Raw genomic sequence first — 26178 nt, forward strand, 5'->3', positions numbered from 1 at the left:
TACAGTGAAACGTCTCTTTATCAGTTTATATCTGCTACTCAGTCTCAGCGTGCTTGGGATTGGCTGGACACTCGACAGCCTGTGGCAGAAAAATGTGGATGACAATAACGCCCTCGATGCGCCATTAGTGGCCTTGGCGCAATTGTTAGCGGAACTGCCTCCCGATACCCGCCAAAGGTATCTGGAGGCGATCCCAGCTAATCCTGTGATGCCGTTGCAATTGCTCAGTGCCGATCAAGTCGCGCTGGCTGACAATCAAGCCCTCAGTACCAGAACTGTGTTCACCACCACGACCAATGACGATAACCTGCTGCAATTTATCCGAGTCGGCGATCAAGTCTTAATGGCGGGGCCGCTGGACATAGATCCTAGAGCCAACCTTCGCAGCCTGTTCACCCTGTTCTTCTATTTATCACTCGCCCTGGTCGCGCTGATCTGGGTTGGCCCGCTTTCTCGGGATTTGAGCATACTGCGTAAAGCTACCAAAGAGTTTGGCGAAGCCAAATGGAACACTCGGATTACCCTATCAAATCGCTCTCAAGTTAAACCCTTAGCCAATACCTTTAACGAAATGGCGCGGCATATCAGCGCCTTGATTGAGAACCAGAAACACCTGTCTAATGCGGTCTCCCATGAGATCCGCACGCCGCTGGCAAGACTCAAATTCGCCCTTGCACTCATGCCCATGTATTGTCAGCCCGATTCGGACGAACAAAAGCGCCAAGATTTTCTCGATGAGATGCAGCTCGATATCAAAGAAATGGAAGACTTACTCCAAGAACTGCTGACCTACGCCAGCTTAGAGTCCCAGCGAGAAGGTATCCAGTTGGATGAATACGATCTAATTAATCTCATCAATCAAAGCATTAAGCGCCTAGAAACCTTAAGTCCAACGCCTATTTCCTTAAAGACAGAAGTCGAAAAACTGCCCTTGTTTGGAGAGCCGGCATTGATTGAACGTGCGCTGCAAAATTTACTGACCAACGCCCAACGCTTTGCCCGCACTGAAATCATTATTGAGGTTAAGCAGACGCAGCACAGGGTGAATTTAAGTGTGAGTAACGACGGTGAACCTATCCCTGCGGTGGATTTACCCAAAGTGTTCGAGCCTTTTTATCGCAGCCAATCGGTGCAAAATGGCAATAAAGGGCATGGTTTGGGACTTGCGATCATCAAACGGATTATGCAGCGACACCAGGGGAATGTGAGCGTCACCAGCGATGAGCAACATACCCGATTTAATTTAATCTGGCCGAAGAAGCGCAAGCTGTAATAGGGATAGGGATTAAACGGCTGCGGATCTGTTATTCATCTAACCCGCTAATTCTACAAGCCAGTAAAACTGGTCAGTTAAACAAGACTATTTAACTGGCCCATTTAACTTGCAATTCAAAATATTAGTCTAGCTCGAAGCCACCAAAATCCAGATCGGCTTCGGGCTCAGGCTCAAAATTCAACTGCGGATTTAACGCCGCCCTTTCTTGCTCAATTTGCGCTTGCCTTGCTTTCATCATCGCCAACTGGCGACGGCGTTTTCGTTGAGTGCACAGCCGAATGACATCGTACTTTTGCGCATCTGAAAACGTTAACCAATTGAATCTTTCGTCACGGCTTCGCAGGCAACCATTACAGTAACCACGCGCATCGGTGGCACACACACCGATACAGGGACTGGGGATATCAAAAAAGGCTAACTGTTCCATAACCCGCCGCTATTCCTCTGTCAAAATGAGCCGTTCTCAAATGAAGCATGCTCAGATGAATCATGGTTAAACGACCCGTGCCCAAAACGAAGCTGCCGAATGGCATTTAAAGCGATTCAAATACAACACACTTATCTAAAGTACTTGCAGAAACAACCTTAATCAAGGCACATTGAACAGAGTTTGTACAACTTGGAGCACTATCATGGGATACCGTCACTTTGCCAGTCTACTCGTCGCCGTTGCCTTATTAAGCGCTTGTAGCAGTAAACCGAAAAACGATTACGATCTCAATTACGACTTCAGCACACTGCACAGCTTTACCCAGCTAACACCACAGCCTACGGACGACCCGCTCAGCGCCCAGCGTATTCAAGTAGAAATCAACAACCAGTTGGCTCAAAAAGGCTTTGTCGAAAATACCCAAGCCCCCGACTTTAACGTCGCCTACGCCCTACTGACCCAAGATAAACCTAAGGATTCAGGGCTATCGATTGGATTAGGTACAGGCACATTCGGCCGTTCAGGTGGGATAGGAATAGGTACTAGTGTTGGGGTACCACTGGGCAGTGATACCGCTAAAATTCAAACTATTCAGATAGATATTGTCGACCCAAAAACCAAAGCGCTCATTTGGCGTGGTAGCGACAGTTATGATTTCGATGCAGGCGGCAATGAGAAAGCCCAAGATACCGCCAAAGCCGTCAGTCGGATTTTGGCGCAGTTCCCACCAAAAAAATGATCATGAAGAGTCAATAAAAATGGGCGAATTCCGCCCATTTTTATTAATGAAGAATGCTTGTCGTCAAATAACTTAGGCGAAATATCTTGGACTCAGGAAAAAAGCCCTGATGAAAGGTAACGATCGCCCCTATCACAAACAATCGCCACGACCACTGAATCTGGATATTGTCTCGCTATCTCCAGCGCAGCATACACAGCACCGCCAGAGCTAACGCCGGCACAAATCCCTTCTTCTCGCGCTAAGGCTCTCGCCATGGCTTTTGCATCTTGCTCTTCAACATCCATGACTAAATCTACACGGGATGCATCGAAAATTCCCGGCAAGTAGGCCTGCGGCCAACGGCGGATCCCCGGAATGCTACTGCCATCGGCGGGCTGAAGGCCAACAATCGTGATGTCAGGATTACAGCTTTTAAGGTATTTAGACACGCCCATTATGGTGCCAGTTGTCCCCATGCTAGAGACAAAGTGAGTGATTTTACCTTGACTCTGTTGCCAGATTTCCGGACCTGTGGTGAGGAAGTGCGCATTCGCGTTATCTTGGTTATTAAACTGATCCAGCACCTTGCCTTTACCTTCGGTTTGTAACTGCAGTGCCAAATCCCGCGCCGTCTCCATGTTATCCACCAGCATGAGTTCTGCGCCATAAGCTTGCATCGCATCCTTACGCTCTTGGGTCGAATTTTCGGGCATAATCAGGATCATCTTGTAGCCTTTGATCGCCGCCGCCATCGCTAGCGCAATCCCAGTATTGCCACTTGTCGCCTCGATGAGCGTATCACCCGGGCGGATCTCTTGACGCAGTTCGGCCTGAATGATCATATTGAGTGCTGCACGATCCTTCACTGAACCCGCTGGGTTATTACCTTCCAACTTTAACAGTACAGTGGAGGTGCCACAGTTAAGCCGCTGCAAGCGAACCAGCGGAGTTTGCCCGATACAGGCTTCAATTGTCGGAAAGTCAGACACTATGATTATCCTTTACTTGATAAAACAACTAAGCGTTAGCCTATTCTAAGTGGGTTAGCATGCACAAACACAGTGAAAATGATCTATGGCATACAATAAATCGCTCATACTTATTCAAAAAAGTTCTATTTAACTGACTTCTTATAAATAATTACTTCAACTACTCTATATGTCATAACGCTGACAAAGTTGCCAGTTCAAGGAGTAGCAAATGCAAATAAAAGTGATAAAGGCCCTACTGGGAACGCTCTTTCTGGGAACGTCACTCAATGTGGCTGCCGCAGATCAAACCCTGCTGAATTCTTCTTACGATATCGCGCGGGAATTATTCAGTGCCTACAACCCCGTTTTCGCCAAACATTGGCAAGAGAAAACAGGTAAAACCGTCGAGATTAAACAATCCCATGCTGGATCATCGGCACAGGCACGCTCAATTCTGCAAGGATTGCCAGCAGATGTGGTGACGTTTAACCAAGTGACAGACGTACAGGTACTCCATGACCGCGGTAAATTGATCCCAGAAAATTGGCAACAATTACTGCCTAACGCCAGTTCACCTTACTATTCCACCATCGCATTTTTGGTACGCAAAGGTAACCCAAAACAGATCAGCGACTGGGGCGATTTAGCAAGAGATGACGTTAAACTGGTCTTCCCTAACCCTAAAACCTCTGGTAATGCGCGCTACACCTATTTAGCCGCATTAGGTTATGCCCAAAAAAGCTTTGGTAAAGATAATCAGGCTTCACTGGATCAATTCCTGAAAAAATTCCTCGCCAACGTAGCCGTGTTTGATACTGGCGGTCGTGGTGCAACTACCTCATTTGTAGAACGCGGTATCGGTGATGTGCTGATTACGTTTGAATCGGAAGTGAACAACATCCGCCAGCAGTATGGTGCGGACGATTACCAAGTTATTGTACCAAAAACATCGATTCTGGCTGAGTTTCCCGTCGCAGTGGTAGAGAAAAATGCTAAGCGCAACGGCACACAGGAGCTAGCGACTGAGTATTTGAATTATCTCTACAGCGAAGAATCACAACGACTATTGGCCAGCTTCAACTATCGTGTACACAACGAAAAGGTTCAGGCAGAGTTCGCTAAGCAGTTTCCTACGGTTGACCTACTGACTGTTGAGCAAATCATCGGTGGTTGGGATAATGCCATGAAAACGCAGTTTGCTAACGGTGCAAAACTCGATGAGTTACTCAAGCGCTAATTTCAGCTTGATGCTATAAAAGGTTAACATTGCAACCCGGGCTCAGTCCCGGGTTAAGCAATTTTAGCGCATTGACGAGTGATGATTTTCAAGCAGCGAAGACGAATTCAATAGTCTTTAACTCAGACAGCCGATCGCTGACGGCAAATACAGCGTATTGGATTAACTCAATTAACCTGACCGGGTGATTATTCTGTGATTTTTAATAACGGGCGTTTACGCCATAAGCGGGTTCTTCCAGGTTTTACCATCAGCTTAGGTGTGTCCCTACTGTTTGTCAGCCTGATTTTATTATTGCCAACCACTGGGCTGATTATGCAGACCAGTTCAATGAGCTTGTCCGAATACTGGGGCGTCATCACAGATCCTCGGGTGCTGGCGAGTTACCGAGTCACCATACTATCGGCGCTCGCGGCATCGCTATTTAACTGCCTTTTCGGATTGTTACTCGCATGGGTGCTAGTACGTTATGAATTCCCCGGCAAACGCATCTTAGATGCATTGGTAGATTTGCCCTTTGCGTTGCCGACAGCCGTTGCAGGCATCACCTTAGCGACCCTGTATGCGGAAAACGGCCAAATCGGTAGTGTATTGGCAGAACTGGGTATAAAAGTCGCCTACACCCCGCTGGGCATAGTGGTCGCGATGATTTTCACCAGTATTCCCTTTGTGGTGCGTACCGTACAACCGGTTCTCGAAGAATTATCCCACGATGAAGAAGAAGCGGGCATGACCCTTGGCGCCTCGGATCGCGCGGTATTCTGGCGGATCATTTTGCCGTCATTGTGGCCAGCCTTGATGGTCGGGACGGCACTGTCTTTTACCCGTAGCCTAGGTGAGTTTGGTGCCGTTATATTTATCGCGGGCAACATGCCCTATATCAGTGAAATCACATCGTTAATGATCTTTGTCCGCCTGCAGGAGTTTGATTTTGCCGGCGCCAGTGCCATTGCCTCTGTGGTGCTGATGACCTCACTACTGCTATTACTGCTAATAAACCTGTGGCAGGCGCGTTATCTGCGCCGCATTCATGGACGATAAGGAGCAAACATGAACTCATTTAAGCCCTTAAGAGTCGGTGAAGCACCTCTTATCAAGTGGAGCCTGATTACCCTCGCGGTGTTCTTAGGCTTGCTATTGTTGCTATTGCCGCTGGTGAGTATTTTTCAGCAAGCGTTTGTCGGAGGTTGGGAGCGTTATATTGGTCACTTAACTCAGCCAGATTCGCTGCATGCGATAGGTTTGACGCTGATGGTTGCGGCGCTCACCGTCCCCATCAATTTAGTGTTCGGGATCATGCTGGCGTGGAGCGTAACTCGGTTTGAATACCCCGGTCGCAAGTTATTAATCACGCTAATTGATATTCCGTTTGCGGTATCCCCTGTCGTCGCAGGTTTGCTCTATTTGCTACTCTATGGCAACAGTGGTTGGCTGGGCGAATGGCTCTATGAGCACGATCTGCAGATCATGTTTGCTTGGCCGGGAATACTGTTAGTCACCATTTTTGTCACATGTCCCTTTGTCGCCAGAGAACTCATTCCATTGATGCAACAACAGGGCGCATCGGAAGAAGAAGCCGCAGTGATCCTCGGTGCCTCATGGTGGCAACTCTTCCGCAGAGTGACACTCCCTAATATCAAGTGGGCACTGATTTACGGTGTGATCCTCACCAATGCCAGAGCCGTGGGCGAATTTGGTGCCGTTGCTGTCGTGTCTGGCAACATTCGCGGCGAAACCAATACCTTACCCTTACATGTGCAATTATTGTATGAAGATTATCAGGCCGAAGCCGCCTTTGCGAGCGCGTCATTACTCGCCCTGATTGCACTAGTTACCCTAATGCTAAAAGCCGTCGTTGAATGGCGACAACAACGCAGTTTATCCGCCAATGACAATAAAGAGCAGAGCCAACTATGAGTATTCGTCTTACTAATATTTCCAAGAAATTTGGCAAGTTTCAGGCGCTTTCCCCGCTGGATCTTGATATTCAAGAAGGGGAAATGATTGGTCTGCTGGGACCATCTGGTTCAGGTAAAACCACGTTATTGCGGATTATTGCTGGGCTCGAGGGAGCCGATAGCGGCCAAATTCAATTCGGCAACCGAGATGTCACTCAAGTGCATGTGCGTGAAAGACGCGTGGGTTTTGTGTTTCAAAACTACGCGCTGTTTCGCCATATGACGGTCGCCGATAACGTCGCCTTTGGACTCGAAGTCATGCCGAAAAAACAAAGGCCTTCGGCGGCAGAAATTCATAAGCGAGTGACACAACTGCTAGAAACAGTACAACTAGGCCACCTCGCACAGCGCTATCCTGAACAACTCTCGGGAGGACAAAAACAGCGCATTGCATTGGCCCGCGCACTGGCGACCCAACCAGAAGTCTTGCTACTGGATGAACCCTTTGGCGCCTTAGATGCTAAAGTGCGTAAAGAACTACGCCGCTGGCTACGCAGCCTGCATGATGAATTGAAATTCACCAGCGTGTTTGTGACCCACGATCAGGATGAGGCGCTTGAGCTCTCAGATAGAGTGGTAGTGATGAGCAATGGTCATATAGAGCAGATTAATACACCTGCTGAGCTATACTCACACCCCAATAGTCGCTTTGTGTTTGATTTTCTTGGTAACGTCAATGTCTTTGAAGCCAGTTGGCAACAAAAACGTTGGGAAAATGGTCAAGCATTTTTAACACCTCCAGAACAGCCAGCACTGCAGCAAGATGGTGTTCTCTATGTACGCAGTCACGAATTAGCGCTGTCAAATAAGCCCAATAGTCAGGCCAATTTGCCGTTCAATATTGTCGCCATGACCCCCATTGGCGCCGAAGTAAGACTGGAATTAGCCCCACACGGCTGGCATAGCGAAGAACTGTGGGAAGCCAAATTCACCCACCATAATCTGCAGGAACTCGGGTTGCAAAAAGGCAGTGTAGTTTACGCTACCCCAAGAACAGCTTACTTCTTTGGTGCGCAGGGTGAGAGTTCACCGACGCGTCTAAGTTGGCCATTCCTGACTCCGGGCAGTCTCGCCTTTGATATCTAATCATCAAGGTTGAAATCAGCAATATTAGCGGTATCACTGGGCAGTGATACCGCCAAAATTCAAACCATTCAGAGAGATATTGTCGACACAAAAAGCAAAGCATTCATTTGGTGTGATAGCGACTGCTTTGATTTTTGATGCAAGCGGTAACGAGAAAACCCAAGATACAGCCAAAACCGTCAGCTAGATCTTGGCGCTGTCCCCTCCGAAGTTAATTATGGATGGCATATACAGCCCATCCATGTTGAATCAATAGAGCTGATAAGCAAATTTATATCTAGTAATCAACACATTAGATGTTTATAACAAATAATTGTTGCAAAAGTACTCATAAAATCAGCGGGTAAACGAATTAACTAACCGAGGTTAATAATTCCAATTTCAACCTATACATTTCATCAACTGACACCACTTTCACGCTACTTATTTCAATAGAACCTTCTTTCGCCCATAAAAATGGATAAAAGCTCAGGCATTTATCTGTAGCTATCTGTGAATAGTTTTTTTGAAAGCGCTCTTTACCTAAACTCGCATAAAACTCATTGATTCTCTTTGTAACTGACCATTGAAAAAAATCTGTGAACCCGATTTCTAACCCTTCCCAATGAATTGAATCTGGCGACCAATAGTATATATTTCCAACATCTGCGCCTAACCCGCCGCCGTTGATAGCAAAAAATCCACCAACTACGTCATTCGCCACTAACAGATAATGTGCACTTCTATCCCAATCAGTAAGGTTTCTAGACAATCTTTCATGTCCAGAGCCGAAAAATCGAATCCATCCATTGTCGATCAAAATCCCACCGGTTTCGTAGGCAATAGCCCCTAATACCGAACGAGTCGATATCTGAAGGGATTCAAGTACTTCAACCCGATCCTTTGAAGGCGGCAGTATTTCTACACAATGCTCTGCACCAGCAACCATTTCATTGACTACTTTTATGCCAGAGTCTTCGATATCAATCAGTTCATATACACTTTTCAATCTCTTATCCTTGTATCACTAATATCCATTAAAACGACTCATCATTCATAACAGTACCTTGGGAATGTCGAAAATAACTAAGCCAATATAGCGTTTAAAAATGCTAGTTAGCACCCATGGTACCAAGCAAAAATCTTACTCATGGGCATTCACAGTTCGACCTGCGGCCCATTGCCTAAGCGCATTGATTTTATCGCTCATGACCACAGATAAAGGCCGTGTTTTGCTGAGTTCTTCAAGTAATAGCACTTGATCAACACTGCGCTCAACGCTTCTTGCGGTATACATAGCTGCAATTACAGCTTGTTCGATTTCGGCGCCGGAAAATCCTTGGCTGCGGGCCGATAATTGAGCGAGATCTAAGCTCGCCACATCGATTCCACGGCGCTGACAGTGGATTAAGAAGATGGCTTTGCGTATAGCTTCGTCGGGTAAATCGACAAAGAAGATTTCATCCATCCTGCCCTTTCGCATCAATTCTGGCGGCAGAGCTTGAATGTCATTGGCGGTCGCCACCACAAACACTTCAGATTTACGCTCCGCCATCCAAGTGAGTAAGGTGCCGAGTATCCGCGTCGATGTGCCCTCATCGCTGCTACTGCCGCTTAAGCCTTTTTCAATTTCATCTATCCAAAGCACGCAGGGCGACATCATGTCAGCAAGCTCCAGTGCATGCCGTAGATTCTTCTCAGTTTCACCTATGTATTTGTTATATAGGGCTGCCATATCGAGTCTGAGCAAAGGTCGTTGCCAAACGCCCGCAACCGCCTTAGCCGCGAGGCTCTTACCACTGCCCTGCACACCCAGCAGCAAAATCCCCTTGGGCGCATCGAGCGCCTTAGTGTGTTGAACAGAAGTCGGCTTATCGGCTTGGCGAAGGGTGCTGACAGCCGCGATAGGTACACGTTGCTTGAGCCATTTTTTTAGATTATGCAGCCCGGCGATCTGCGAAAAATCACTGGTGTCGTATTCAAATTGCAGCACACCGTTTAAGTCGAGTAACTGAAACTTGGCTTTATTGATGGCATCGATATCTGACAAGGTAATAGCGCCATCATCGACTATGGCTTTGCGCACCAGACGGCGGGCATCGTCTAAAGTCACGCCCCGTAGATTCTCCGCCAATTTGACCACAGCGGTATCATCGACCAATAACGGCGTGCCTTGGTGACGAATTTTATCGACCTCAAGGTAGATCAGGTTTTGCAATTGCACTGTGCTTGGTAAGGTTAATTGAAAATAGGCGCAATAACGTTTGATTTCGGGTGGGATATCAAAGGCATGGCTCACCAGCACTAATGTGTGTTGCAGTGTCTCGTACTCGAGGGCGATTTCTTTGAGTAAACGGACATTTTTTGGCGCATCAATCACAAAGGGATGAAAGTCGCACAGTACATAAATCCCCTGCTGCGAGGTTGATTTAATTTGCCCAAGCAAATCTGTGGGTTCGCTATTAAACTTTTGCGCCGCCATAGGTTTATCGACCCGTGCTAAACCTTGGGTAATGCTCCAAGTAAACACAGGTTGATAAAGCACACTGGCGACCCGTTTAAGTAACTCGACCACGCGATATTCTTCATAGGTTTCAATCACTACGATTGGCGTATTGGAGCGCAGCACTGAGGTTAAATCGCGAATATCTTGCATGTCGTTCACATCCCTTTTAACTAACCTAAAAATTGCCACAAAAAAGTCCAGCGAACTGGACTTTACATCAACCTTTACACTGAACTGAACAAAGTGCTCAACAAACAAGATTTAACGGTTTAGGCACTAATGTCCATCAAAAAATAAGTAATTCAACCAGCCTTGCATCCTGAGTAATACCTTACGCATTACAGCCACATGGTGAAAGTGTTCAGTGTAAATAGCCACTTGGCCTGACACTCCAGCAGGGAACTCTTTACGAATAGCGTCGTCATCGATATCAATCAAAACAACCACTCGACCATTTTGAAACAGACGACTGGAGGACGCTAATACACCACCCATTTGGATTTCACCTTCAGCCATTGCAGGTAGCACTTTCGCCACTTTGCCTTTAAACACTTTCCCTGGCGCGGCATCGAGAATAATTTCGGCCTCGTCGCCCTCTTTCAGGCGCAGTAGAGAATTCTGCCAAAAGGCTCCGGCAAAATAACGTTGCTCATCAGGGATAAAACTCATCACGGGCCTTAACGGTAAAGGCACAGCCATAGCCCCTGGACGGAGCGCCATTTGGGTGACGATACCATCAGCGGGTGCCCGTACTATGGTCTGTTCTAAATCATAGAGTGCGCTCGCTAAATCTCCCTGCAAGCCAGCCACTTTAGTATTAACGCCATCAATATTAGACTCATAGGCAAGCCTCATCCGTAACTCTTCTGATCTAGCAGCAGTTAACTGCGCTTCAGAAGCAAGATACAGTTGGCGTTTATTATCCAATTCCAATGCGGTAAAGGGAGAATTAGCGCCTCCTTTTCGATGACCGCTTTCATAGCGTTCATAGGCGGATTTATTGCGATCTTTATCAGCATTGACTCGCTCAACATTAGCTTTAGCCGATTCCAATGCGGCGGCGAGCTGTGGCACTTCTAACTCGGCAGCGACTAACGCGGCACGCTTACGCTTTACTACGGCCTCAAAGGGGGTGGGATCAATTCGGAAAAGTACATCTCCTTGTTTAACAGGAGTATTTGGCTGCACTTCAACACGAGTCACTAACCCTTTTACCGCAGGGGTAATAGGAATGGTGACAAAATATTCCCGAGCAAAACGTGAATAAGGATGGTTATAGTTCATTAGCAGTATTAAGGCACCAATGAGCACCACGCCCCCCAAAACGGCAGTAGGCACAGTCCATTTAGTCAGCGGGATTTTAAACACTTTAAAAATAACAATACAGATGGCGGCATAGGTCAGTATCAGCAATAGATCCATTTTAGACCTCGACTTTATTGGTAGTATTCGGCTCTTCAACAGCGGCGCTTGCTTGTTCTAATTGCTCAAGTCTCGCTTGTAACGCTATTACCGTCTGACGTAAAGTGCCCACATCCTCCTCTAACGCCTGTTCTCGTTTCATCACAGTACCAAATCCCCAGCCACGATCTTCTCGATATAAGGTGGCCCAGATCCATAAAAATGGCCAAATAGCATGTAACGTAAATAAACTCACCCACCCAGCAATATGCAGCGCATCTTGCTGTGGGTGATTACGCTTTTTGGCAATTTCGTATGGAATATCATGGATAGCAATCACACCATAAAAAATAACGACAACCACAAAAAATAAAATCCCTAACGCAAAGTAATCTAAAAACATTTGAATCCCCTCAATCATCATGATCACTAATCAAACAAACACAGTTGAATATCTCAAGGCTAAAATTAACAACTAAACAACATTATAGAACAACAAAAAACAATCACTTCCAGCCAAGTCAAATTGAATCGTGTTAACACCAAACCCAGTGATCTAAAGCACACTTGTTTATTTACATCATGCTCTAATGTGCCGTTCGCGTTAAACTCATGGCTAAATTGCGCGCCATGACGCAATCCCTACAACTGCGAATAAAGGAATCACACATGATAGGCACTCCCTACACTGAGGGCGCACGACGCGCCATGTTGCTCGGCTGCGGTGAACTTGGCAAAGAAGTGGCCATTGAACTGCAACGCTTAGGCGTTGAAGTGATTGGCGTTGACCGTTACGCCAACGCCCCCGCCATGCAAGTCGCGCATCGCTCCCATGTGATCAATATGCTCGATGCAAACGCCCTACGTGCGGTTATCGAGTTAGAAAAACCGCACTTAGTCATCCCAGAGATTGAAGCCATCGCCACCCAAACCTTAGTGGACATGGAAGCCGAAGGGGTAAATATCATCCCCACTGCACGGGCAACTAAGCTCACTATGGACAGAGAAGGGATTCGTCGCCTCGCCGCTGAGACCTTAGGTTTACCGACTTCTCCGTATTTTTTCTGTGATACTGAAACCGAATTTAATCAAGCGATTAGTGAAATAGGCGTGCCCTGCGTGGTTAAGCCAGTCATGAGCTCATCAGGCAAAGGTCAGAGCGTTATTCGCGATATCGCCCTCAGCCATAAAGCGTGGCAATACGCCCAAGAAGGTGGCCGCGCCGGCGGCGGGCGCGTGATAGTGGAAGGCTTTATTCCCTTCGATTATGAAATCACCCTGTTAACAATCAGCGCAGTCAATGGCATTCATTTTTGTGCCCCAATTGGCCACAGACAAGAAGATGGCGATTACCGTGAGTCATGGCAGCCACAAGCCATGTCCGATGAAGTCCTAGCAAAATCCCAAGCGATTGCGAGCAAAGTCGTCGAAGCCCTTGGCGGTTATGGATTATTTGGCGTTGAGCTGTTTGTTAAAGGCCATGAAGTGTATTTCTCTGAGGTCTCACCAAGGCCACATGACACAGGCTTAGTCACACTCATTAGCCAAGATTTATCAGAATTTGCCCTACATGTTAGAGCCATTCTGGGTCTGCCAATCCCCAATATCCATCAGCATGGGCCAAGCGCCTCTGCAGTGATTTTGGCAGAAGGCACCTCGAGTAATATCCGCTATCAAGGCATTGCCGCTGCATTAGAGGCGGTCAACACTCAGCTGAGAATATTTGCCAAACCCGATATTGATGGCCGCCGCCGCTTAGGCGTCGCGCTTGCCCGTGATATCGATATCGACAGCGCAGTCAGCAAAGCACTCGATAGCGCCAGTAAAGTGAAGGTCATCTTTTAAACTGTTTTATCGGTTTTAAATTGGCTTCAAGCACCAAACGACAAATCTAAGGGAAATGCGCTCCAACGCCATTTCCCTTTTTCAATGCACACAGTACAACATCAAGAACCTTTACCAATAAAAAGTGACCCACCCAAACCGACAGAGTAAACTAGCGCCCTTGTCTTATGGCCTTACTTTGCAAGCAAAGCAAGTCTTTTGACCTAACTCTTTATTCAGGCTATTGATTTTTAAGTCTGTAACTTAATTCGAACGTCGCCTAAAACTCATCAGTAATAGAAACCAATAGTAGTAGAAATCCATATGCAGCTTCAGCCTTCTTGCTTTACCTCTTTCACACAAGCCATTGATGCCTATGCCCTGCCGCAGCGTTTTACCTTTCCTTTCTATTACGAACCACATCCGCTGTGCGTGCTTGCAGCCAACGAATTACAACACCACCTTGAGACTCAGCATGACTGGCAACATAACTTTGGCCTCACGGGTGAGTTAACTGGCGCCATTGGCAAGATGTTCGGCGTATTGCTGGTGCAAAACCCACAGGGCGAAGTGGGCTATTTATCGGCATTTTCGGGTAAGTTGGCTGAACAAAACCATTGGCCGCGCTTCGTTCCTCCTGTGTTTGATATGCTGGCTAAGGACAATTTTTTCCACGCCGAAAACCTGCAAATCAATCAAATTAACGAGCAGCTACTTACAGTAGAAAACCATCCCGACATTCCGAGGCTATCAACCGAGCTAGAAACTGAACAAGCTCAAGCGCAAGCCAAACTTGCTGCCCACAGACAAGTGATGATCGATGGCCGCCAATCGCGCAAGGCGCAGCGCAATCAACTCGCAGCCCAATTGGCTCCCAATCCGACTGATGAGACCTTGCGTGAAAACGCAATAACTGAAGCCAAGCTCAGCCAAGAAAGCATCAATGAAAAGAATCAGTTAAGAGATATTAAACGCTATTGGGATGAACGTATCCATGCCATCAGCCAAGCGCTAAGCCAACTAACAGATGAGCGCGAGACGTTACGACAACAGCGCAAACGGCTCTCGGCGGCGCTGCAGCAAAAGTTATTTGAACAGTATCGGTTTTTGAATATTAAAGGCACAGAAAAGAGCCTTAACGGTATATTTAATGGCACGGTTGAGTTAACCCCGCCCGCAGGCTCGGGAGAATGTGCTGCCCCTAAGTTGTTACATTACGCCTTTAAACATGACCTTAAGCCATTAGCGATTGCCGAGTTTTGGTGGGGCGCACCGCCAAAATCAGAAATTCGCCAGCATAAGCAGTTTTATCCCGCCTGCCTGCGAAAATGCCAGCCTATTCTAGGACATATGCTCGAAGGACTCGTGGTCGATGAAAACCCTCTGCTGACCAACCCTGCCGAAGGCAAAACCTTAGCCATCCTCTACCAAGACGATGCGATGGCGATTGTGAATAAACCCGCCGAGTTTTTATCCGTGCCCGGCAAAGAAATTGAAGACTCAGTGTATTCGCGTATCCGCCAAACCTTCCCCCATGCCACAGGGCCGCTTATCGTCCACAGGCTCGATATGTCGACCTCGGGATTAATGGTGATCGCGCTGACAAAAGATGCCCATAAACAGCTGCAAAAACAATTTATCCAGCGCACTGTGACTAAACGTTATGTGGCACTTTTGGCGGGAATTCCTGCGGTAATGGCAAATAAGCAGGCGACGGGTCACATCTCTTTACCCTTGCGTGGCGATTTAGACGATAGACCGAGACAACTCGTTTGCCACGAGTTTGGTAAAACTGCCGAAACCCATTGGGAATTGAGCCAACTTGATGAAATGGCGCGTACAGCCCGCGTGTATCTGCATCCAAAAACAGGCAGAACCCATCAACTCAGGGTTCACTGCGCCCACTCAGAGGGGCTAAATACACCGATTGTCGGTGACGACCTCTACGGCACTCGCGCCAATCGCCTGCATCTGCATGCGGATTTATTGATGCTTCAGCATCCCGTTACCCGTGAGCGGATGCGCTTTCAGGTCGATCCTGATTTTTGAGACCTGAGTTCTATATTGATTAGCAAGGCACCCAAGGAAGAACCAAGCTTAGGGGCATTATCAGAAGTTTGACCGCGATGTAAAAGCGAGCTTTTTCGGGCATAGTAATGCCTCACTCAAAACGGAATCGATAGCAGTAGTATGGGCATAGGCAATCTGGTTACAAACATTAGCCGAAATCAAGGGTTCTTATTCGCTTTGCTGAGCGCCGCCCTATTCATGAGCGCCTGTCAGCCCGCATCGGAACCGAGTGAACTCATAGCAAACCTAAATGCCAGTCATATAGCAGAAGTCACCTCCGTAACTGCAATGCCTCGCGAACCACTTTCGCAAGAAGTCTATATCTGGCAGCGCCAATGGCGCCCCGCTAATCAAACGGCATTAGCGCAAAGCCAAGGGGTATTCCAAGGATTGCGCATTCTAGCGCTGCAAGCGCATCCAAAACCCAATGGCGCAGACATTTGGTTTGAAGTCGCGGTCAATCATGCTTGGCTTCAGGCCGATCATAGACCTAAAGTCGCCGTGATCCGCTTAGATGGCCAGCTGAGCCATTTAAATGATGAAGCAGTGATCCATAAAATCAGCCAAGTACTTAACAGTTGGCAAGCAAAAGGCATACACATCACAGGTGTTGAAATCGACCACGACAGCGCTAGCAGCAAACTGCCCGCCTATCGGGATTTTCTTAAGAAGCTTAAAGCGCAGCTACCAGCAGAGCTCAAACTCAGCATTACCGCCCTGCCCGCTTGGCTCAATAGCACCGATTTCCCCGCATTGCTCACTTATATTGATGAACTCGTGCTGCAAATTCACAGCGTAAGCGATCCACGCCTCGGACTATTCGATGCGACTCAAGGTTGGCAGTGGGTGCAGCAACTCTCAAATATCAGCACTGTGCCTTACCTTATTGCGCTCCCCGCTTACGGCTCGGCGGTCATCAGCACAGCTTCAGGTTATAAAGTGGAGAGTGAAACACCGCAACGGGGTCAACTCAATGACTCCCATGCTGTTGAGGAACTGATGGCAGATCCGCAAGTGTTACAAGCTTTTGTGCACAAACTGCAAAGCCGCACTGATGCCAAGCTTAAAGGCATTATCTGGTTCAGGCTGCCGCTGGAAGGAGATAAAAGGGTTTGGCCACTTGATACCTTAATCGCTGTGGCGCAGCAAGGTGAGCTTACCGCCAAGATTGAATTAGTGCTCTCAAGCGATAACGATATTCAAACAACATTGGCCACTGAAAATAAAGCTAAAAGCCAACAAATCCTCAAGCCACAGCTCTTCCAATTGAGCTTAATTAATCGCGGTAATATTGCTGGCGACATTCCTGCGAGTTTGACCCTAGCGGGACAAGCTTGCAGCGGGTATGATGCGCAAAATGGCTATCGCGTGAAACAAAAAAATGGGCTGTTAATCTGGCAGTGGCGAGCTGAAAATATCGCCGCATTGGCGCCGACTGACACAGCTCCAAGCGCGACGAACATGCCAATGCCGCAAGCACACAAACAAACTCAAAAACACATGCTCAACCCTGGCGGCCAGAAAGTGATAGGCTGGGCACGTTGTGAGTCATTATATTTACAGGGAATTTATGCGCCATAAGCCAACATCATCGTCCACAATGGCAAAATCCAATCGGGCTTTTATGCTTAAAAAGACCACGCTTATCTGTTTAAGCCTATTTTCGCCAATGCTATTGGCCTGCGGCCCCGACTTCCCTTTGCAATTGACTCAAGACAGACAGAGTAATCTCAGTTATTTACCGCAAACCTCTTTCAGCCAGCAGCTTACCGCCCTCGCAAAACCTTTGCCTTGGCAGTATCAAGATGCGCCAGCTGCGCAGGAATATCTGTGGGATGAAGTGCATAGCCGTTATCTGTCACAAACTCGTGCTTTTGAAAACAGCGAATTAAGTGAAGCCCATTTGATCTTAGTGAACACACTAAGGGATGCGACAGGCCCAATCGAGGCCGAACAAATGGCCGCCAAGTTAGATAAAGATCTGCCCCAAGCGCTGACCTGGTACACCTTAGGCGCCGTGGCGTTTGAGGCACAAGATTATGATAGAGCAAGTAACTATTTCAGCAAAATCATTAAATTACCAGAAAGCGAACGCGCATCTCGCAGCCTGTGGGCCCTCTATTCGCTGTCGCGTATTGAGCTTATCTTAAGTAAAACCTCGGCGGATCCTGAGCACTTTAATCGTGCCAACGCTTACCTGACTCAATTGCAAACCGAAGTCGCCCAAGGCGCCGCCGATCCCCTGCGCTTGAGCTTAGCAAGCCTAGGTGAGCAGGCTTATATCCTGCTGCACCAAGGCCAGCCGAGCCCACAAGTTACCAATCAAGGTGCAGATGGTACTGAGCTACAAATGATGCTTAACCCTGATGCACTGAATAAGGCTATTGAGCTCTATGCCACCCAATCAGTACAGGGCGATAGCGGCGGTTATGATTCTTTATTGATGTTAAGCCGTACCTTGATGGGGAAAGATATTGCTGAGCTGAAACCGTTGCTGCAACAGACAAGCGTGCAGCAGTTATTGATTGCCTATTGGCAAAGCAGCACCAATGAATTTGCCTACGATGGCCAGCTTTCGGAAATGGGCTCAAAGGTAGCTGAAATCCTCAAAGTGTTCCCAACCGATGGTTTACAGCTCAACCATGGCGATAAATTAGCGGCAATTTATTACCAGCTAGGGGATTACGCTAGTGCTGAGCGCCTATTGACGCTCGCGAAACCCAGCGGCCTCACTTGGTGGCTAACCGCTAAATTAATGCTACAGAAGGGCGATCAAGCAGAGGCGGCCAAGGCCTATGCTCAGGCGGCGCGTCACTTCCCCAAACAATCCGATGAAGCATTAGCTACAGTTGATGCCAAAGAGACTCAGCAGCAAGCCATTAATGCCGATGAAGATAAAGCCACTTACTGCCGTATTCGCGCCGAGCAAGGTGTGTTATCCCTAGAGCGCGGTGAATATGTCGATGCGCTCAATCACTTACTCGCCAGCGGCGACGAATACTGGCAAGACATAGCCTATGTGGCGGAGCGCGTGCTCACCACGGCTGAACTTAAGTTATTTATCGATGAGCATGTGCCGCTTATCGCCTTCGAATATCCTAAAGATAGCGACTGGTACGATAATATAGAGCCGATTAACAATCGCTTACGCTATTTACTGGGCCGCAGATTATTACGTGAAGGCGCAATTGCCGAAGCGCCTGCTTATTTCCCTAATCCTAATCTTAATGCCAGCGCCCTCACCTATGGCACTGAGCTGAACGCGGCGAAAAATGCAACAGGCATAGATAGCGCTAAGGCCTATTGGGCTGCTGCCGAACTTGCCCGCCATCAAGGTATGGAAATTTTAGGGTTTGAATTAGCCCCGGATTACTCTATATACCAAGGGGTATTCGATCTAAGCGATTGGAATGAACCGAGCAAATTGGCCGAAAAAGAACAGTTGCGGTTAAGCGCCAGCCAAGCCGTTCCCGATAAACGCTTTCATTATCGTTACACGGCGGCGGAACTGGCCAACAAGGCATCGGATCATGTACCCCACAACAGCCAAGCCTACGCCGCGCTACTCTGCCAAGCCACGGGTTGGGTATTGTATCGAGATCAAGAACTTGCCCTACGCTACTACAAAAAATACGTCGCCAACGGCCCCTTTGTGCCTTGGGCCGAAAACTTTGGTATGCAGTGTGAAGCACCCGATTTTGACGGTGCAGTAAAACGAGCACAGGCCAATGAAATAGCTGAATGGAACGCTCTGTACCATAAGCTGAAAAAGCCCGTCGTATTTGGCGTATTAGTCATCGCTGGATTGATTGGTGTGTGGTGGATGCGTAGAAGAAAGACACAACAATAACTAACCATTCAGGTCTTTCTCTCTTAACGTCGATATGATGAAAAGGGAGAAAGACGCATACCGCTTTACTTGTTCACACAGTTAATCACGTCACCCTGCAAATAACCGTGCACATTCGCCACGGCAATGTTGAGTAGACTTTGTCTCGCTTCCTTAGTCGCCCACGCATTGTGGGGACTAATGCTGATATTTGGTGCATGCAATAAGGGATTATCCGCGCAGGGCGGCTCGGTCGATAACACATCGACACCGGCAAATAAGCGATTTTGTGAAAGCGCTGCAGCAAGCGCGGCCTCATCAATTAATCCACCGCGCGCCGTATTAATCAGCAGCGCATTAGGCTTCATCAAGGCGAGGGTTTGTTGATTGATAAATTGCTCAGTTTCAGGGGTAAGCGGGCAATGCAGCGAGATAATATCTGATTCGCTCAGCACAGTATCACGCGGTACCCAAGTGGCACCTTGGGGCAAGTCTTTGATAACATAGCGGGTATTGACGAGCACTTTCATCCCGAATGCAAGGGCGAGCGTCCCAACCTGCTGGCCGATATCACCATAACCAATCAAGCCTAAAGTCTTGCCTTTTAAAGATTGCAGCGGCATTAAGGTGAAACAAAAATCTTGGCAGTTCACCCACTGACCATCAACCACCGCTTGATGATGGGCAGCCACAGCTTGGGTGTGATGCAGTATATGGGCAAACACCATCTGCGCTACGGCATCGGGCGCATAGGCGGGCACATTTGTCACCACTATGCCTTGCGCTTTAGCTACCGCGATATCGACAACGTTAGTGCCCGTTGCCAGTACACCTATATATTTAAGTGCGGGAAGTTGCGCCAGAGTCTCGGCATTGAGCGGCGTTTTATTGGTGAGAATGATCTCAGCACCTTGAGCACGTACGACAACATCGGCGCCCGCAGTGCGGGAGAAACACGTAAACTCGCCTAGTTCAGTCAAGGATTGCCAACTGAGATCGCCAGGATTTAAAGTTTCGCCATCGAGTACAACTATCTTCATGCCGCTAAATCTCCTTTTAAAACGATGTGTTAGTGCTAAAAGCTGACTTTGAGCCCAAGGTTAGCCTGCGCCTGCCACATCACATCCGACGTAATGTGCCATAGGCATTCATCTTCATTACAAAACAGTGAGCTGTCGCTGTTGATAAACGTCGCGTAACCGCGAATATCTGCAAACAAACCAAAGTGTTGAGTGACTTGATACTCTACCCCACCGCCAATCCCCATAGAGAAACGCGTTTCACTCGACCAAGCGTCAGGCAGCATGCGGGTGATCCCTGCACTTGCGGTGACGTAGGGTCGAATATCGCCACGGGGAAAATATAAAGTGCCACCTAAGTGGATATAATCTAAGTCTAACGAGGTAAGACGATCGGGCGTAAACAAACCGCCACTTTTGAGTTCAGAGGCTTGGTGGCTGTATAAAAGATAAATATTACCGGGATCATTCGTGCCAATACCCAGCATCAGGCCGTAATGGCTCGATTCCTCGACCTTCACATTTTTCTTGTCGCCCGTTTGATCTGCGTTGATGTCAATTTGATTAACATCAAATTGACCGCCACCCAGACTATAACCGCCAAAAGGTGCGACAAACACCTCGGCCTGCGTGGACATAGTCACAGGTAACAAACTCACCAACAGCAACAGGCTTTGCGTGTGTTTCATAATGAATTCCTTATCTTTTATACAATCCAAAGCAATCAAGACTAACGCATACCGCGCTCAGACTTGACTCTGTCATAGGCCGCTTGAATATCCTGTGCCTTACGATTTGCCAGCTCCATCATTTCCGGCGGCAATCCCTTAGCGACTAACTTATCGGGATGATGTTCGTTCATCAACTTACGGTAAGCTCGCTTAACTTCTTGGTCGCTGGCTTCGTTAGTAATCCCCAGCAAACTGTAAGCATCGGTAATCGATGTTTTGTTGCCACCTGAGGTCTGATGAAAGCGAAACTCCGCCTGCCAGCGCTTCAGTAATTCATCTAACTGTGCTCGACCATAACCTAACTCTTGGGCAATCGTCATCAAGATAGCGTGTTCAGCGGGATCCAGTTCACCGTCGGACAATGCCGTTTGGATCTGAATTTCGATGAACATCTGCACTAACTCTTTGCGGCCCATGGTAATAACACGGAAAGCTTGTAGGCTGCTACGCAGATCAAAATCCACCGATTTCCCCTCGCGAAACGCCTGCTGCGCTTCTTTACGGGCTTCACCAGTTAAGCGCATTTGATCCATTAACAAGGTCGCGATGCGAATATCGGTTTCAGTCACATGTCCCGACGCTTTCGCCACATGCCCCATCACCGCAAAGGTGGTATTAAAAAAGATCGCTTGGCGATTCTTAGCCTGCCCTAGCACTTGTCGAAACCCCACGCCCGAAGCCGCGCGCTTATCGTAAAGATGACCGAGCCACAAACCTAGCAGTGCACCAAAAATACGGCCGAACATAAAGCCAATGACAAATCCAAAAAACTTACCCCAAAGCCGCATCTTATTTCCTGATTTCTATTATGTATTTGATGTGCCAGCGAAATCCTATGGATAAGCCAACACGGATATTTAGGTATTGCTTTGTAATCTGAGTTCGAGCCCTTGCAAGCGTGCTATCGTGCCAACATCGCACCAAAGTCCCTCAAACAGCGCGCCACTGACTCGGCCTTGAGCCATTTGTGCTCTCAACAACGGACCGAGTGCAAACGCCCCCTGCGGCGTCTGATTAAACAACGACGGCCGATAAATACCTATGCCAGAGAAAGTGAACTTAGTCTCACCAAGCTCCTGCACTCGATTACTACTCAAGGCAAAATCGCCATTTGGATGCTGCTCAGGATTAGGCACTAGCCACAAATGAGCGAGCGTATCGGCAGCAAGCTGCGTGATTGGCGGTAAGGTATCAATAAACACATCACCATTAATAACCAAAAAGGGCTCATCACTTTCACCCTTTTCACTCTCACACAACAAAGGCAAAGCCCGTTTAATGCCGCCGCCGGTTTCGAGCGCACTCTCTTCGGCGCTATAGCGAATTTGCACCCCAAAAGCACTACCATCGCCCAGCGCCTCAACTAATTTATGCCCTAGCCAAGCATGGTTGATGACGATATCGACTATGCCTAACGCGGCAAGTTTTTCAATATGGTAAACAATCAACGGTTTACCTAATACTGGCACCATAGGTTTAGGCAAATTGTCCGTTAACGGCCTTAACCTCTCACCTCGTCCGGCGGCCAAGATCATGGCTTTCATTGCTTAACCTCAGATAAAGACTGGCTAGCTGTAAACGCAGGCAACACGCGACGAGTCAACCAGTGTGCAAATGGCACGAGTTCGTGATACTGCATGGCGATGTCGACAATATACGTTAATGTCAGTGGAATATCCGCCATATACGCAGGTTTACTGTCACGATAATTTAACCGTGCAAAAATCCCCACCGCCTTGATGTGACGCTGCAAGCCCATGAGATCAAACCAAGTTTGGTATTGTTCCAAATTAGTCAGTGCGGGAATGAAGCCTAGCGCGAGTGCTTGCTGATAATGGTATTGCATCAAGTCTGCGACTAACGGCTGCGGCCAGCGAATATAACAATCACGCAATAGCGATACCGCGTCGTAGGTCACAGGGCCGACGACGGCATCCTGAAAATCAATTACGCACAATTCGTCTGCTTGCAGCATAAGATTGCGGCTATGGAAATCCCTATGCATCCCCACGCTAGGCTGAGATAGCGCATTGTCGACAAGCAGATCGAAGCTATCGCTTAGCATTTGCAGCTCCGACTCGTCCAATGACAAATTAAGATGAGTGCCGAGTAGCCACTCAGTAAAGATGTGCAATTCACGGCGAACAAAGGCTTCGTCGTACAGCGGTAAGGGCTCAACTAGGCCACTAACAAAATGCTGACTTGCAACCACAGAGGCCACCTGCGGCAATAAATCAAGCGCCTGACGATAATAGTCAGCCACATTATGCGTGTTAAGCACTGATAACAGCTGGGTATCGCCTAAGTCGCTCATCAGCATAAAACCTTGAGCGGCGTCAGCATGGATCACTTTTGGAACTGTCAGTCCCACGGCTGAATAAGCATTCGACAGGGCAATAAAGGGGGCGATAGGCACTAACTGAGGCGGTGAATCAGCGGCGATAAAGGTAGCATCAGGCATCGAAATCCGAAAGTAACGCCTAAAACTTGCGTCTCCGGAAATCAACACAGGCATCACCTCACAGGAAAAATAAGCATTCAGCCACTGATTAAGGGAAAGAAATCTCGGATCGGATAAAGTCATTTCATGGCTCTTAAAGAAAAATTGCTTTATTATAGCTGGCATAGAATTTGGAAACAGCTAAGAAATTGAGAGATTTATTAAGCGATGTTGCGTTTGTCAATTGCAACTTTCCCCATCCATACTTGTCCAGAATAAGAAATCATAATTACTGACCTAAAGATGCAGATCCGATACCTTCTGGCCCTGAGCCTGTTACCGCAATTAGTCCTGGCAGACGACTCTCTAACCGCTTCGGCATCCCAATGCTTAATCGAACCGCCAGTACCCCGTATCGTATCTCAAACCCAAGGGATGAGTGCGGCTGAACTCAACAAAATTCGTATTGCGTCTGATAACACCAATGCCGAAATGGGTAAGCAGGCGATTTTCCGTGGCGATGTGGTTTTTAGCCAAGGCGATAGACACATAGCAGCCGATGAGGCGATTCTAGATCAAGCGACTGAACAGTTTGATGCCAATGGTAATTTAGTTTTTCAAGACAGTAACTTCACTGTTACCGCCGAATCATTGCAAGCTCAAATGCGCTCCAATCGTGCCACCCTTAAAGGGGCACAATATTGGCTGCATGGCCAACAGGTCCATGGCGATGCCGAAAAACTGCAAATCACCATCAATAACAATTTAATTTTAACGAATACTAACTTCACGACTTGTCCTCCCGACAATGTGTCTTGGCTGCTCGAAGCCGAAAAAATTAAGATCAACAGTGAAGAAGAATGGGGCGAAATTTGGAATGCCAAATTAAGAGTCGGCGGTGTGCCGGTATTCTACATTCCCTACATGACAGTGCCGGTTTCTGATAAACGTAAGTCGGGTTTCCTCTACCCCAGCTTTAGCACCAGTACTACCAATGGCGTCGAATTTTCGGCGCCCTATTACTGGAACATTGCCCCTGAATATGATTTAACCTTTACACCTAACTATATGTCTAACCGTGGTTTATTCACTAAGACTGAGTTTGGTTATCTAGCCGGTGATGCCCAGAAAGGCCGAGTCAATTTTGAATACCTTGGCAACGATCAATTGATCAGTGGCAGCCCTAATCGCTACCTGTATAACTGGCAACATCAAGGGGCTATTGACAAAAATTGGCGTGTTCTAGCTAATTTTACTGATGTGTCAGACAACAACTATTTCAATGACTTAAAGTCAGATGTGAACCGTGCTACCGACAACCAATTGTCGCGCATAGGTGAAATCAGCTACTTCGAAAGTAACTGGGATATCAGCACTCGGGTCCAAGACATTAAAGTACTTGGTGAAGATGAAAAACCGTATCAGGTGATGCCTCAGGTCAACTTTAACTATCGTGCCGCTGACTTTTGGAATAATTTAGATTTTGGTTTTAATTCGGAGTTAACTAATTTTGCCCATCAAGACAACAATGTAAATACGGCAACGCGTTTACATATGGCACCGAGCGTGACTCTGCCGATTCACGGACCTTCGGGCTCACTCACCAGCCAAGTGAAGTTAATGCAGACCAATTATTGGCAACATAATGAAGACCCAGATCTTGTTGTCGACGACACAGTAAGCCGAACCATTCCACAGGTACGGATTAATGGTCAGATTAATTTCGAGCGTTTTACTGAGCTTTTCGATGAAAACTATCGCCAAACACTCGAGCCGCAATTCCAATATCTTTATGTCGGCTACGAAGACCAACGTGGTATAGGTATTTATGATACGGCCCAATTGCAGGATGACTATTTTGGTCTATTCCGTGATCGCCGTTTCTCGGGGCTGGATCGGATTTCCGATGCAAATCAAGTCACTCTAGGTGTTACTACACGCCTGTTTGATAGTCACAACCAAGAAGCCACTAAATTCAGCCTAGGACAAATTTTTTACCTGCAAGACAGTAAAGTCGGTTATGAAGACAATATTTTTGAATCAAATCAATCTACATCAGTACTAGCCGCCGAGTTAGATACACGTTTAACGAATAATTGGTACATGGGTGCGGCAATTCAGTACGACACCAACACCAGCGAAAATAAAAAAACGGAAGTCACTTTAGACTTCAGACCCGAAGCGAACAAATTACTGCAATTTAGTTATCGTTACGTTCCTGATTTATTGAACTCCAATACCAATGATACTGTGAACATCTCTCAAGCGGGCGTTCGTGGTGCTTGGCCTATCAGTGACGATCTCTACTTCGTGGGTAATTGGTATTATGACTTAAACGAAAGCCGCGGCATTGAAACCTACACAGGTATTCAATACGAATCATGCTGTTATGCGGTGCGATTTAGTTATCACTACCGCATTAAAACCAATTATGACGACAACATAGGCTCTGCAGCTATCGACTCCCGTGAGCAATTTGAAAGCGGCTTCTACCTGAACTTAGTCATTAAAGGACTCGGTGGTTCTGGCCCATTAGGCGTATCAGATATGCTCAATGACGGCCTGTTTAACTACAGAAAACCGCTTTATCTGAGGAATTAGCAAAGAATTGTGATAGATTGCTGAACCTCAACAAGGACTGAGAGTCCAAACAGGTTAATGAGTGCCTTACCGTTTGCCTTTTGCTAACGCTAATAAAAG

At 47.4% G+C, this 26178-nt stretch carries 22 protein-coding genes; 11 read left to right on the forward strand and 11 right to left on the reverse strand.

Going from position 1 to position 26178, the window contains the following annotated elements; genetic code table 11:
- The first annotated feature begins 4 nt into the window (after window positions 1–4).
- Window positions 5–1273 (forward strand): ATP-binding protein, encoded by a 1269-nt coding sequence (locus Q4Q46_RS02185; RefSeq protein WP_311905098.1) that lies wholly within the window; start codon window positions 5–7, stop codon window positions 1271–1273.
- A gap of 124 nt (window positions 1274–1397) precedes the next feature.
- Here the strand turns inward: Q4Q46_RS02185 and Q4Q46_RS02190 are convergent, their stop codons facing one another.
- The gene (locus tag Q4Q46_RS02190) at window positions 1398–1703 is read right to left on the reverse strand and encodes a DUF1289 domain-containing protein (RefSeq protein WP_011846045.1); all 306 of its coding nucleotides are present in this window, start codon (window positions 1701–1703) and stop codon (window positions 1398–1400) included.
- Between the two features lie 205 nt (window positions 1704–1908).
- Here Q4Q46_RS02190 and Q4Q46_RS02195 point away from each other — a divergent pair, with 205 nt between their 5' ends.
- Complete coding sequence (locus Q4Q46_RS02195) at window positions 1909–2445, forward strand: DUF4136 domain-containing protein (RefSeq protein ID WP_226059253.1); 537 nt, start codon at window positions 1909–1911, stop codon at window positions 2443–2445.
- 92 nt (window positions 2446–2537) lie between these two features.
- Here Q4Q46_RS02195 and cysM read toward each other — a convergent pair whose 3' ends face one another.
- Complete coding sequence (cysM, locus tag Q4Q46_RS02200) at window positions 2538–3416, reverse strand: cysteine synthase CysM (RefSeq protein WP_443020122.1); 879 nt, start codon at window positions 3414–3416, stop codon at window positions 2538–2540.
- Between the two features lie 211 nt (window positions 3417–3627).
- Between cysM and cysP the strand changes: the two genes are divergently transcribed.
- From cysP to Q4Q46_RS02220, 4 genes are all read left to right on the forward strand, one after another.
- Window positions 3628–4635: a thiosulfate ABC transporter substrate-binding protein CysP gene (gene cysP / locus Q4Q46_RS02205; RefSeq protein ID WP_311898942.1), complete on the forward strand. Its 1008-nt coding sequence runs from the start codon at window positions 3628–3630 to the stop codon at window positions 4633–4635.
- A gap of 195 nt (window positions 4636–4830) precedes the next feature.
- Window positions 4831–5676, forward strand: a complete 846-nt coding sequence (gene cysT / locus Q4Q46_RS02210; protein ID WP_012088487.1) for a sulfate/thiosulfate ABC transporter permease CysT — start codon at window positions 4831–4833, stop codon at window positions 5674–5676.
- Window positions 5677–5685: 9 nt separating this feature from the next.
- A complete protein-coding gene (cysW, locus tag Q4Q46_RS02215) occupies window positions 5686–6552 on the forward strand; it encodes a sulfate ABC transporter permease subunit CysW (protein ID WP_011846041.1) in 867 nt (288 codons plus the stop codon).
- Window positions 6549–7679: a sulfate/molybdate ABC transporter ATP-binding protein gene (locus Q4Q46_RS02220; protein ID WP_311905099.1), complete on the forward strand. Its 1131-nt coding sequence runs from the start codon at window positions 6549–6551 to the stop codon at window positions 7677–7679. The genes cysW and Q4Q46_RS02220 overlap by 4 nt, the downstream gene beginning before the upstream one ends.
- A gap of 352 nt (window positions 7680–8031) precedes the next feature.
- On the opposite strand, the gene Q4Q46_RS02225 is transcribed toward Q4Q46_RS02220, so the two are convergent.
- The 4 genes from Q4Q46_RS02225 to Q4Q46_RS02240 all read right to left on the reverse strand — a co-directional run bounded on the left by Q4Q46_RS02225 (window position 8032) and on the right by Q4Q46_RS02240 (window position 11968).
- Window positions 8032–8667, reverse strand: coding sequence for a DUF2625 family protein (locus tag Q4Q46_RS02225; RefSeq protein WP_311889509.1), 636 nt, complete (start codon window positions 8665–8667; stop codon window positions 8032–8034).
- A 135-nt stretch (window positions 8668–8802) separates the two neighbouring features.
- On the reverse strand, window positions 8803–10314 hold the full coding sequence (locus Q4Q46_RS02230) for an AAA family ATPase (protein ID WP_311898945.1): 1512 nt from the start codon (window positions 10312–10314) through the stop codon (window positions 8803–8805).
- A gap of 126 nt (window positions 10315–10440) precedes the next feature.
- Entirely contained in the window at window positions 10441–11586 is a 1146-nt protein-coding gene (locus Q4Q46_RS02235; RefSeq protein WP_311898946.1) for an HlyD family secretion protein, read from the reverse strand.
- 1 nt (window position 11587) lies between these two features.
- A complete protein-coding gene (locus Q4Q46_RS02240) occupies window positions 11588–11968 on the reverse strand; it encodes a DUF3302 domain-containing protein (RefSeq protein ID WP_106651780.1) in 381 nt (126 codons plus the stop codon).
- Window positions 11969–12234: 266 nt separating this feature from the next.
- On the opposite strand from Q4Q46_RS02240, the gene purT reads away from it, so the two are divergent.
- The 4 genes from purT to Q4Q46_RS02260 all read left to right on the forward strand — a co-directional run bounded on the left by purT (window position 12235) and on the right by Q4Q46_RS02260 (window position 19309).
- Window positions 12235–13410 carry a formate-dependent phosphoribosylglycinamide formyltransferase gene (purT, locus tag Q4Q46_RS02245; protein WP_071940202.1) on the forward strand — a complete coding sequence of 392 codons (1176 nt, stop codon included), beginning with the start codon at window positions 12235–12237 and terminating at the stop codon, window positions 13408–13410.
- Between the two features lie 303 nt (window positions 13411–13713).
- A complete protein-coding gene (locus tag Q4Q46_RS02250; RefSeq protein ID WP_311905100.1) occupies window positions 13714–15438 on the forward strand; it encodes an RluA family pseudouridine synthase in 1725 nt (574 codons plus the stop codon).
- A gap of 141 nt (window positions 15439–15579) precedes the next feature.
- Window positions 15580–17040, forward strand: a complete 1461-nt coding sequence (locus Q4Q46_RS02255; protein WP_311905101.1) for a DUF3142 domain-containing protein — start codon at window positions 15580–15582, stop codon at window positions 17038–17040.
- Window positions 17030–19309: a hypothetical protein gene (locus Q4Q46_RS02260; protein WP_311905102.1), complete on the forward strand. Its 2280-nt coding sequence runs from the start codon at window positions 17030–17032 to the stop codon at window positions 19307–19309. The genes Q4Q46_RS02255 and Q4Q46_RS02260 overlap by 11 nt, the downstream gene beginning before the upstream one ends.
- 65 nt (window positions 19310–19374) lie before the next feature.
- Here the strand turns inward: Q4Q46_RS02260 and Q4Q46_RS02265 are convergent, their stop codons facing one another.
- The 5 genes from Q4Q46_RS02265 to Q4Q46_RS02285 form a co-directional block, all read right to left on the reverse strand.
- Complete coding sequence (locus tag Q4Q46_RS02265; RefSeq protein ID WP_311905103.1) at window positions 19375–20328, reverse strand: D-2-hydroxyacid dehydrogenase; 954 nt, start codon at window positions 20326–20328, stop codon at window positions 19375–19377.
- Between the two features lie 35 nt (window positions 20329–20363).
- Window positions 20364–20996, reverse strand: a complete 633-nt coding sequence (locus tag Q4Q46_RS02270) for an outer membrane beta-barrel protein (protein WP_311905104.1) — start codon at window positions 20994–20996, stop codon at window positions 20364–20366.
- Window positions 20997–21037: 41 nt separating this feature from the next.
- Window positions 21038–21826, reverse strand: a complete 789-nt coding sequence (gene djlA, locus Q4Q46_RS02275) for a co-chaperone DjlA (protein ID WP_311905105.1) — start codon at window positions 21824–21826, stop codon at window positions 21038–21040.
- Between the two features lie 69 nt (window positions 21827–21895).
- Window positions 21896–22582 carry an N-acetylmuramate alpha-1-phosphate uridylyltransferase MurU gene (murU, locus tag Q4Q46_RS02280; protein ID WP_311905106.1) on the reverse strand — a complete coding sequence of 229 codons (687 nt, stop codon included), beginning with the start codon at window positions 22580–22582 and terminating at the stop codon, window positions 21896–21898.
- The gene (locus Q4Q46_RS02285) at window positions 22579–23664 is read right to left on the reverse strand and encodes an aminoglycoside phosphotransferase family protein (protein ID WP_311905107.1); all 1086 of its coding nucleotides are present in this window, start codon (window positions 23662–23664) and stop codon (window positions 22579–22581) included. Before Q4Q46_RS02285 ends, murU begins: the two co-directional genes overlap by 4 nt.
- Window positions 23665–23781: 117 nt before the next feature.
- On the opposite strand from Q4Q46_RS02285, the gene lptD reads away from it, so the two are divergent.
- Entirely contained in the window at window positions 23782–26079 is a 2298-nt protein-coding gene (gene lptD / locus Q4Q46_RS02290; protein ID WP_311905108.1) for an LPS assembly protein LptD, read from the forward strand.
- Window positions 26080–26178 lie beyond the last annotated feature (99 nt).

The sequence above is a fragment of the Shewanella vaxholmensis genome, assembly GCF_031932135.1.
Classification (GTDB): domain Bacteria; phylum Pseudomonadota; class Gammaproteobacteria; order Enterobacterales; family Shewanellaceae; genus Shewanella; species Shewanella hafniensis.

What these genes read in the sequence shown, in the direction of transcription:
- Q4Q46_RS02190 (WP_011846045.1), bottom strand. Translation starts at nt 1,703, where the DNA reads ATGGAACAGTTAGCCTTTTTTGATATCCCCAGTCCCTGTATCGGTGTG.
- Q4Q46_RS02195 (WP_226059253.1), top strand. Translation starts at nt 1,909, where the DNA reads ATGGGATACCGTCACTTTGCCAGTCTACTCGTCGCCGTTGCCTTATTA.
- cysP (WP_311898942.1), top strand. Translation starts at nt 3,628, where the DNA reads ATGCAAATAAAAGTGATAAAGGCCCTACTGGGAACGCTCTTTCTGGGA.
- cysW (WP_011846041.1), top strand. Translation starts at nt 5,686, where the DNA reads ATGAACTCATTTAAGCCCTTAAGAGTCGGTGAAGCACCTCTTATCAAG.
- Q4Q46_RS02220 (WP_311905099.1), top strand. Translation starts at nt 6,549, where the DNA reads ATGAGTATTCGTCTTACTAATATTTCCAAGAAATTTGGCAAGTTTCAG.
- Q4Q46_RS02230 (WP_311898945.1), bottom strand. Translation starts at nt 10,314, where the DNA reads ATGCAAGATATTCGCGATTTAACCTCAGTGCTGCGCTCCAATACGCCA.
- Q4Q46_RS02235 (WP_311898946.1), bottom strand. Translation starts at nt 11,586, where the DNA reads ATGGATCTATTGCTGATACTGACCTATGCCGCCATCTGTATTGTTATT.
- Q4Q46_RS02240 (WP_106651780.1), bottom strand. Translation starts at nt 11,968, where the DNA reads ATGTTTTTAGATTACTTTGCGTTAGGGATTTTATTTTTTGTGGTTGTC.
- purT (WP_071940202.1), top strand. Translation starts at nt 12,235, where the DNA reads ATGATAGGCACTCCCTACACTGAGGGCGCACGACGCGCCATGTTGCTC.
- Q4Q46_RS02250 (WP_311905100.1), top strand. Translation starts at nt 13,714, where the DNA reads ATGCAGCTTCAGCCTTCTTGCTTTACCTCTTTCACACAAGCCATTGAT.
- Q4Q46_RS02255 (WP_311905101.1), top strand. Translation starts at nt 15,580, where the DNA reads ATGGGCATAGGCAATCTGGTTACAAACATTAGCCGAAATCAAGGGTTC.
- Q4Q46_RS02260 (WP_311905102.1), top strand. Translation starts at nt 17,030, where the DNA reads ATGCGCCATAAGCCAACATCATCGTCCACAATGGCAAAATCCAATCGG.
- Q4Q46_RS02265 (WP_311905103.1), bottom strand. Translation starts at nt 20,328, where the DNA reads ATGAAGATAGTTGTACTCGATGGCGAAACTTTAAATCCTGGCGATCTC.
- Q4Q46_RS02270 (WP_311905104.1), bottom strand. Translation starts at nt 20,996, where the DNA reads ATGAAACACACGCAAAGCCTGTTGCTGTTGGTGAGTTTGTTACCTGTG.
- djlA (WP_311905105.1), bottom strand. Translation starts at nt 21,826, where the DNA reads ATGCGGCTTTGGGGTAAGTTTTTTGGATTTGTCATTGGCTTTATGTTC.
- murU (WP_311905106.1), bottom strand. Translation starts at nt 22,582, where the DNA reads ATGAAAGCCATGATCTTGGCCGCCGGACGAGGTGAGAGGTTAAGGCCG.
- Q4Q46_RS02285 (WP_311905107.1), bottom strand. Translation starts at nt 23,664, where the DNA reads ATGCCAGCTATAATAAAGCAATTTTTCTTTAAGAGCCATGAAATGACT.
- lptD (WP_311905108.1), top strand. Translation starts at nt 23,782, where the DNA reads ATGCAGATCCGATACCTTCTGGCCCTGAGCCTGTTACCGCAATTAGTC.